The 7,842-nt window shown below is 43.7% G+C and carries 14 protein-coding genes and 2 pseudogenes; 3 read left to right on the top strand and 13 right to left on the bottom strand.

The genetic code is table 11. The features are described from left to right. Both OGY10_RS18670 and OGY10_RS18665 read right to left on the bottom strand, forming a co-directional pair. Positions 1-341: pseudogene (locus tag OGY10_RS18670) on the bottom strand (terminase large subunit); the annotation flags it as partial. Continuing rightward, the gene (locus OGY10_RS18665) at positions 338-835 is read right to left on the bottom strand and encodes a phage terminase small subunit P27 family (RefSeq protein ID WP_279275601.1); all 498 of its coding nucleotides are present in this window, start codon (positions 833-835) and stop codon (positions 338-340) included. The pseudogene OGY10_RS18670 and the gene OGY10_RS18665, both read right to left, overlap by 4 nt. A 215-nt stretch (positions 836-1,050) precedes the next feature. Here OGY10_RS18665 and OGY10_RS18660 point away from each other — a divergent pair, with 215 nt between their 5' ends. Then, the gene (locus tag OGY10_RS18660; protein WP_103771375.1) at positions 1,051-1,566 is read left to right on the top strand and encodes a hypothetical protein; all 516 of its coding nucleotides are present in this window, start codon (positions 1,051-1,053) and stop codon (positions 1,564-1,566) included. Positions 1,567-1,701: 135 nt separating this feature from the next. Here OGY10_RS18660 and OGY10_RS18655 read toward each other — a convergent pair whose 3' ends face one another. After that, complete coding sequence (locus tag OGY10_RS18655) at positions 1,702-2,064, bottom strand: HNH endonuclease (protein WP_286502911.1); 363 nt, start codon at positions 2,062-2,064, stop codon at positions 1,702-1,704. Positions 2,065-2,339: 275 nt separating this feature from the next. Between OGY10_RS18655 and OGY10_RS18650 the strand changes: the two genes are divergently transcribed. Next, positions 2,340-2,879 (top strand): cytochrome b, encoded by a 540-nt coding sequence (locus OGY10_RS18650; protein WP_032943057.1) that lies wholly within the window; start codon positions 2,340-2,342, stop codon positions 2,877-2,879. Positions 2,880-3,250: 371 nt separating this feature from the next. Here OGY10_RS18650 and OGY10_RS18645 read toward each other — a convergent pair whose 3' ends face one another. The 6 genes and pseudogenes from OGY10_RS18645 to OGY10_RS18620 all read right to left on the bottom strand — a co-directional run bounded on the left by OGY10_RS18645 (position 3,251) and on the right by OGY10_RS18620 (position 5,119). Then, positions 3,251-3,424: a GnsA/GnsB family addiction module toxin gene (locus OGY10_RS18645; protein ID WP_001100119.1), complete on the bottom strand. Its 174-nt coding sequence runs from the start codon at positions 3,422-3,424 to the stop codon at positions 3,251-3,253. 204 nt (positions 3,425-3,628) lie between these two features. Next, positions 3,629-3,859, bottom strand: a complete 231-nt coding sequence (locus OGY10_RS18640; protein WP_286577173.1) for a hypothetical protein — start codon at positions 3,857-3,859, stop codon at positions 3,629-3,631. A gap of 73 nt (positions 3,860-3,932) precedes the next feature. Further along, positions 3,933-4,121 carry a cold shock small protein YmcF gene (gene ymcF / locus OGY10_RS18635; RefSeq protein ID WP_057069020.1) on the bottom strand — a complete coding sequence of 63 codons (189 nt, stop codon included), beginning with the start codon at positions 4,119-4,121 and terminating at the stop codon, positions 3,933-3,935. Positions 4,122-4,131: 10 nt separating this feature from the next. Further along, positions 4,132-4,344: a cold shock protein CspG gene (gene cspG, locus OGY10_RS18630; RefSeq protein ID WP_000066494.1), complete on the bottom strand. Its 213-nt coding sequence runs from the start codon at positions 4,342-4,344 to the stop codon at positions 4,132-4,134. A 378-nt stretch (positions 4,345-4,722) separates the two neighbouring features. Further along, positions 4,723-4,878 (bottom strand): annotated as a pseudogene (locus tag OGY10_RS18625) (DUF2514 family protein); the annotation flags it as partial. A gap of 37 nt (positions 4,879-4,915) precedes the next feature. Next, the gene (locus OGY10_RS18620) at positions 4,916-5,119 is read right to left on the bottom strand and encodes a hypothetical protein (protein WP_137378220.1); all 204 of its coding nucleotides are present in this window, start codon (positions 5,117-5,119) and stop codon (positions 4,916-4,918) included. Between the two features lie 135 nt (positions 5,120-5,254). Here OGY10_RS18620 and OGY10_RS18615 point away from each other — a divergent pair, with 135 nt between their 5' ends. Continuing rightward, positions 5,255-5,428 (top strand): YnfU family zinc-binding protein, encoded by a 174-nt coding sequence (locus OGY10_RS18615; protein ID WP_218116983.1) that lies wholly within the window; start codon positions 5,255-5,257, stop codon positions 5,426-5,428. A 75-nt stretch (positions 5,429-5,503) separates the two neighbouring features. Here the strand turns inward: OGY10_RS18615 and OGY10_RS18610 are convergent, their stop codons facing one another. The 4 genes from OGY10_RS18610 to OGY10_RS18595 are packed head-to-tail and all read right to left on the bottom strand — an operon-like array spanning position 5,504 to position 7,032. Continuing rightward, entirely contained in the window at positions 5,504-5,734 is a 231-nt protein-coding gene (locus OGY10_RS18610) for a hypothetical protein (protein ID WP_191227430.1), read from the bottom strand. Beyond that, the gene (locus tag OGY10_RS18605; protein WP_249418742.1) at positions 5,731-6,237 is read right to left on the bottom strand and encodes a DUF2514 domain-containing protein; all 507 of its coding nucleotides are present in this window, start codon (positions 6,235-6,237) and stop codon (positions 5,731-5,733) included. The genes OGY10_RS18610 and OGY10_RS18605 overlap by 4 nt, the downstream gene beginning before the upstream one ends. After that, positions 6,234-6,782: a lysozyme gene (locus OGY10_RS18600; RefSeq protein WP_286577170.1), complete on the bottom strand. Its 549-nt coding sequence runs from the start codon at positions 6,780-6,782 to the stop codon at positions 6,234-6,236. Before OGY10_RS18600 ends, OGY10_RS18605 begins: the two co-directional genes overlap by 4 nt. Further along, the gene (locus OGY10_RS18595; RefSeq protein ID WP_149281603.1) at positions 6,754-7,032 is read right to left on the bottom strand and encodes a phage holin; all 279 of its coding nucleotides are present in this window, start codon (positions 7,030-7,032) and stop codon (positions 6,754-6,756) included. Before OGY10_RS18595 ends, OGY10_RS18600 begins: the two co-directional genes overlap by 29 nt. Positions 7,033-7,842: the final 810 nt, after the last annotated feature.

Below are 7,842 nucleotides of genomic sequence, written 5' to 3'. Positions count from 1 at the left end.
TCCGTGTAAACCTCGCGAAATCGTCGAAGCTTCGACCCTTTCTGGACCCAGCCAAAGGCGCAGCACACAATAAACAGTTGCCATGCCTCCAGAGTGATCGGCATCCGCTTGAATGCCCACTCTCCTTTTGTATGTGGCAACAACTGGATAAATTTCGCGGCCTTTTCTGCCATGTCTTTATCGAAGCGGTAACGAAATTTCTTACTCTTTTCAGCCGCCATGTCATCGATATGACGCTGGCAGGCCTGAATGACAAACTGGCACGCCGGAATTTTCCCCCGCACAACGTTGCGGGCGTATTGATTCGCGGCGTTTACGTTGGGGTACGATTTCCGGCTCATGAGTTGATCATCTTCAGGAAGGGGTTAGAGGTTTTCTTCTGTCCGGCAAGGCCGATCAGTCGTTGACGACTGCTGGGGTCAAGGCCAAGCATGGATCCGGTAGAACTCATCTCCGATTCCTGCTCTTTCTTTGCGGTTAACTCAGGGTTTTTTATCTTCCCCCCCATAGCACCAGTGATAGACAGCCCCTCTCTGGCGATATTTTTAACCGCTCTGCGCCAGAACTCATAGGCAACACACCAGCGCTCAAGTACGGCAAGATCGGTAACACAGAGTAGTCCCTGTCCACATAATTCTTTCGTGGTCAGTTCCCACATGATGGCTGCCATTGGCAAACCTTCATCCTCAGAAAACCAGTCAGGTGGTGCCACACCTTTAATCGGTGTGAATACAGGTTCCTCTTTATTCAGGGCTCGTTTGCCGGGGTTTCCTGCCAGCTCCTTGCGCGCCGTTGGCTTGGGACGACGCCCGGAACGCCCCGCCGTTCCAGCCATAAGCGACACTCCTGGTTAAATTTCATTTTTCGCGGGTATAAAAATACGAGGAAGCGGGCAGTCCTAAAGCGCGAAAGGGGTCAGGGATTTGATCCCCCCTCCCCCCTTGAAGATGACAGCAAGAAAGCATGCAAAAGCAGATACTGGTCATCCATCAGGATGTTCAGCATAGTGTCTTCAGTTAATCTCAATAAATAAACGATGGAGTCTAAGAAATGGATAAAACTAGAAAATATGATAGAGCCTTACAACTTGAGATCCTCAACGCTCTTATAGATTGTGCTCCTAACTTTTTAAACAAGGCACAGGAGCGAGACCTCATTGAGAAGTTTGATAACTATGATCACTTTGTGGCGTGCATGCTATATCTTGAAATGCATGGTCTTGTTTCTACACCCTTCGTACGTAGCGAAACCATGGCTGGCGTTGATTTTATCTTCAACGCCCCATACTGCAACATTACAGAGAAAGGAATTGATTTTCTTCTTGATGATGGCGGCTTAAGTGCGATCCTTAAGGTTCAAACCGTTCGGTTACACAATGACACGATTGTTGCCCTTGAGGATATAATCCGTGTCGCAAATATATCTGAAGATCAGAAGAAGGGATTGATTTCAAAACTCCGAGAGCTTCCGGGAGACGCCATAAAACATTTGACCCTACAGTTACTGACTCAGGGGGTTCTGAATCTGCCGAACGCACTTCGACTAATTCAAACAACCCTCCAGTAGGGCTAAACTCGTCAGAGGGGCGAATTAACTCAAATTTGCCCCATCCCAATGTTTTACTTAAAAACACCCAAAATTCCTTCCGGGTATCTGCATGAATGTAGAAACTGTTCTTATGCATTACAGCAGTGAATATTATCATCGAATACGTTCTCTTGCTGTCTTTGCTCTGTGGCATTCCCAGCACAACGACTCAAGGTTGGAATCGTCATCAGTACCGCCATGAGCTTTTGGAATGATGTGGTCAACGCTTGCCGCTTTCTTCGCTATCCTCTGTCGGCGATGGTTCTGACACAGGTATTTATCACGCTGAAGGATACGCGCTCGTTTGATTTCCCAGAGTCGCCCATATCCACGTTCTTGCCTGCTCTTTCCCGACTGATAATTCCGCCAGCCGTCACCAGCATGCTGCTTTCGGTGTTGGTCACAATATCCGCTGACATCGTTGGTGATTGCCGCACACCCTTTGTGTCGGCATGGGCGTTTAGCACGTGCTGGCATCGGCATAGTCCTGTTTGTTGGATACAAATTGTGTAATAGGCGGAAAGTAAAAATGAACCAGTAGTTGATTGAAAGTTCTCATAAATAGCGAGAATCTGCGCGGTTCTTGCCCCGTAACATCAAGGATTATCAGAAAGAAATAAAAATGAGAATTATTATCAAAACATTCAAGTGAGATCGCTGGAATAACAAACTCTTAATCTCTCAACAAAAATAAGGATTTGTTAAGCTTCATGATTTATGGTCGATGTAATACACCGTTTGAGGCAAGAATAATGGTCAAATTCTCAAAACTTCAGATTCGCTTACACTGGCTAACCCTGATATTAATAGCGATAACCTATGCAGCTATGGAGCTTCGTGGCTGGTTTCCCAAAGGCAGTAACACCTACCTTCTCATGAAAGAAACACATTACAATGTTGGGGTGTTTGTCTGGTTTTTAATGATAATACGATTAATTATTAAACATAAGTATCATGATCCAGCTATCACTCCCCCCCCACCAGCCTGGCAGATGATGGCTGCTAAAATAATGCATATCCTGCTGTACATTTCTTTTTTGGCTCTACCATTATTAGGTATTGCAATTATGGCTTACGGTGGAAAGGACTGGAGTTTCTTAGGTTTTAACGTTGCATCGTTCGTTACTCCTGACGGGGAAACAAAATCACTTATCAAAGATACTCACGAAACACTGGCAAACATCGGATATTTTTTAATCGCAGCGCATGCTGGTGCAGCGTTATTCCATCACTACGTCCAGAAAGATAACACTCTTTTGAGGATGATCCCTGATTGTAACGATAAGAAATAAATACAAATTTTAATGTTTAACATTACAGCAGGCACTCAGTGAATGTCTGCTGTAATGCCTGCTCAGTCAAGTTGAAGCACACCGTGTTCTTTTGAATCAGAGAATGCAACCAACCCAGTGTATTCGGGGATAGTGTTCCGTCATCAGCATCAAATGCTGAAATGGTTGCGTGAAGAATCAAAATGCTCCAAATCCCGCGCCGTTGCTGCCCCTCGATGGTCAGAATCGTCAAGGAGGACCCGTTAAAAGGTAAGCAGAAAATCTATGGTTAGAAGTGAAGGCTTTGACAACGTTCTAAATTTTATGACAGAAATAAAAAAGCATTACCTTTCAAGATAATGCTTTTTCACTCGAACTGAGTCTTATAACAATTAGATTAATGTGATTTTAATATCATAGCTTTCAAGCCCAGTCATTTTTTCACGAGCATTAAACTGGATATCGGAAACTTCTTTTCCTGTCTTTTTTTTGAGTTCAATAATTTTTTTTGTGATGAATTCAGAAATATCCGCTTCAGTTTTTCTTTTTAAATCTTCGACGTTCATTGTTTACCTCTCTTGATCTCTAACGTATCAACGCCAAGCATGCTACATTCCCCGTAGAGCACTTGTATAAGCGCTGATATGTTCAAAAGATAGAATAGAAAGACTCAATTATCAATAGTTTGAAGTATAATCTTCATGCAAAAGAGCTCGCGACCACACAAACCACTGTACTAAAATCCGGGTCGGTCACGAAACAACCAGATCTCATTTCAAAAGCTTCGAGGCTGCCTCGAGGATCTCTTCTGAGTTGACATCACGATCAGAGGCAACATAAACTATTTTATGGTCTCCTGTCAGAGATGGAAATCCCGCTGACATCACGGGTAGGTGTGCTTTTTCCCCATTGGGAAACTCACGCATTATCGTAGTAATACCTTTCATTACGGTTACAACAACTGCAGGTTCTGCATTAAAAAAAACGATGACTTTTTTCATAATTTTACCGTGATGTCTCTTACAGAGATTGTCGGTTCAGCATACAAAAAAGGCTCCATAAGGAGCCTGAAATTTATTTTCTGAATTCTAACGAAGACTGACCAGAACGAATGTACAGTGCAATATTATCAAATGTAATCATTGTTGATTTGCAAAAAATACATTTTGCTCCGAAAGGATTTTTTTCAGTAACATCAAAGTTTGACGTTCGGTATTGAGATCCGTGGCAACACGGACATCTGAAGTGAATATTATTAGTAATATCAGTTACCTTATACAGCCACGACATTAACTGCCGTGGGGCCTTTAGGTCCCTGTTCAACACTAAATTCAACTTCCTGATTCTCATTCAGCGTCTTGAAATCATTACTCTGGATAGCAGAGAAGTGAACAAACACATCTTTACTGCCATCTTTTGGAGTGATAAAACCAAAACCTTTTTCAGGATTAAACCATTTAACTAAACCAGTCATTTTATTAGACATAAAAATTACCTTTATTGAGTAAGCCCTTGGGCAGAATGGTCCGAAAAAAATTATCAGAGAGAAAAGCTAACAAGGAAATCTCAACAGGAACAAGGAATAAAATTATTACAGCGACTGCTTCAGATAAATTCGTTACAAACCAGACATTCATTAACGCATGATTAACCAAACATAGCAAGGTTTAGTTTTGTAAGTAAATCTCAGTGGGTTTTGACCATAAAAATTAATTTAAATAGCTTAAATCGAAAATTATGTCATGCTGCGTAAGACCTTTATCTATCACCCTAAGTTGTCAGGGATTTTGACTCAAGGAAGAGTCGTATTTCTTTCATAGTAAAAATTTACAAATTTATCCACGAAAACCGTCAACATCTTAATTTATAGATCTATTATTTTTTCTCTACGATTCATTGTTAGTATTTTTACGGACTCATAAATCCGCTCACATGTCATTCCTGCCCGGTAGTTTTCATCAGCACGCTCAGCATTGTATCGAGCTTCTTCTGCCAGGCTTCCTGGCATGTCTACGAGCATTGTGGTGCCATGGCGGATGGAAAGTTTTGTTGATTCGTTAGTTATCGAGCTGTAGAACGCTATGCTCTAGCGACTCGGAATAGGCAATCAGCCCGGTGTACTCAGGGATAACCTCGCCATCATCCGCTTCGAACTCAGGGATTGTTCCGGTAGTGATGGTGTATTGTGGCTGGCCATCTTCTTTTGCGAAGGCCGCCAGGTCTTCAATCTGCTTAGCTGTAAGAACTACTGTATTGCTCATTCCTCAGTTGTTAAAAATCCCCGCTACTGTGAGGCTTGATTGATTATCGCTAACGATTACATCGTAACGGTTATAAAAGAAGCTATTAGCCAACATGTGGTGTATGGTTGTTAACCGCCCACCAGGACAATCAACATGTCGATACTCAAAGATATCAAGATGCGTACTTTACGCCATGTGAAAAGTACTTGTCCTCATTGCTCCCGCCAGTCAATGCACAGTCTGTCGAGAATAAAAAACAATATAACGTTAATTTGCCCCTTCTGTGGAAACATCTATCTTCCATCTGAAAGCAAACCAATAAAGTAACTGATTGAATACCAAATAAAACCCATACTCTCAGAATGTGGCAAAGCAGACATAACCTTTTATTGTTGTTCTCATTTAAGAGAGTGTAACACCCAGAGTGGAGAGGGATTTTTTCTTCTCCACAATACGGCGGTCAAGTTCAGCCACTGCATGCGGGCGTATGGCATCAAGAAAGGCGTTATCCTGATAGGTAGACTGGATTGTCACACCAAGTCCGGCACCACTTTCCAGTATGCTTTTCTGAAGTTGTAGTTCTTTTATATCGTTATTGAGGTAATACGCTTCACTTAGGTTTTCTGCGTTCATCTTCTAACCCTGTTGTTGTTTGACTGCCTCACTGAGTCGTAAATGCGCTCACACGTCATTCCTGCCCGGTAGCGTTCGTCAGTTCGCTCAGCATAATATCGAGCTTCTTCTGCAAGGCGTCCGAGCATGTCGGCGAGCACTGCGGCGTCGGCTCCGGCTGTTTTGCTTCTGACGGCAGTGGCAAGATCTGCGGTGTGCTTTGCGGCGTCCAGGCGGGTGGCAAGCTTTGTTGCTTCGGTACGCAGCTGGTTAACAGTGGCAGACAGGCCAGCAACAGTGGCAGCAGATTTAGCGGCTTGTGCTTGTGCATCTTTTACAGCCTCATCACGGGCAATTATGCGCCCTTGCTCAATCATGCGGGCGGCGGTCTGCGCGTTCGCAACCTGCGAAGACTTAGCACTATCACGTTCCGCCCATTTCTTTTGCCAGCCCCGGTCGCTCCAGACACTTCCGGCAATAAACGCACCTGCCAGCAGTAGAAACACAGCAAATGTTTTACTCACTGGCCTATCCCCCAGCACGTCAGCGCGCTTTCCTGGTCTCGACGCTCTACCTGCCCATAACAGCCATTTTTCTGGCCTTTGGTCAGGCGACAATCGCGACCACCATCTTTAATCCACCAGCGGATCGCTTCACAGGCACCTCTACGGTCGCCCGCATTAATTCGCTTATAGAACGTAGATGGGAAACATTTTCCGGGGCCGATGTTATATGGGCAGAAGGACGCGATCCCGGCTTTCTGTGGTTCGGTCAGTGGTACCTTGATATTTCGCTCAACCCACGCCAGCGCCTTGTCGCGTTCTATGGCGTTCACCCGGGCGCATTTCTCAGCAGATACCTTCATACCCTGCTCTACTGGCTTACCATCAACCATTGTAGCGCCACGGCAAATAGTCCAGATTCCGCCGCCGTCGCGATATGCTTTCAGGCTGTTACCCTCTTTCTCATCCAGAAACTGATCGAGAATTACGGACGCGGAAGCCCCCGCAAAAATCAAACCAACGACCGCTGCGCTCAGTTTATTCTTCAGCTTTGGTGACATGGCCATTAAGCCGGTCCTCCCTTTCCTTTTTCCTGTAATACCAGTTCACTGCACAAGTGATAACAGTGCATGCGATACCGACAATAATTGCCCAGTCACTCAGGCTTAACCCTGCAATTCTGTCGGCCAACATCCAGGACACCTCTTTTGCTGTTTTAGCTGTTTCGGCATATGCCTTCGCTGATACACCGCAGCCGGTCAGCGTGGTTCCTGTTCCATATGAAAGTCTGCTGTAAATGGTGCTCATTCTGGTCATAGCCCTACCTCCGATTTTTCGGATGGTGTTGTGTGTGATTAAAGGGTCAGGCTTCACGGGCTGGATTTATCAACAAAGCACGTAGTGAGTGATACCCGTGAGCCTGAAAAAGAAGAGGCCGCCGTTTGGCAGCCTCGAATGATAATTGTCGTCTGTATCGGTAGATTGAGCAGTTCATAAAGTACATCTGCCATTAATCTCACCATAATGATGCAAAAATCCCATCACTGGTGCAATTGCACCGCTATAGATCCCGGTTGAAATATTATGAAATAATTAAATAATCAGTGAGCATGATTTTTTGTTTGTTGTTGACATTTAAATATGCCATTAATTAACAACCAACTCTGTGGAGGATATTAATGCTTAAACTTTTCCATTATCATTCCCAATACTGGATATTTCTGGCTATTGCACTTTCTCTTTATACAGTTGCATTTCGATGATACGCATCGTTTAGTTGCATACCTTTTTCTGATATAACTTTATTTTATATAATGAGCTTTGGCTCAAACCTTAGCTCATAAAAAACATACAGCGATAAGAATATCAGACATTCTAATGTTAATACTCCCTCGTTTCATAACTGCCTGTGTAATGTTATGTTTTATAAACTTTAAATCAATTTCGACTACAGACCCAAAGAATGAAGCTTCCCAAAGATTAATGCCACTGTCCAGAACAGTGCGACCGTTGATGCTGTAGTCATCAGAGCTGCTATTTTGTATTTGCTCATCCTGCATTTTACCCAGATACTGTTACCGATTTGAAATCGTCCAGAGACACCATTAAAGCAGATTTACCTGACCG

The sequence above is a fragment of the Citrobacter sp. Cpo148 genome, from assembly GCF_030332375.1.
Lineage (GTDB): Bacteria > Pseudomonadota > Gammaproteobacteria > Enterobacterales > Enterobacteriaceae > Citrobacter > Citrobacter portucalensis.
This window is presented reverse-complemented; position numbering and strand designations above follow the sequence as displayed.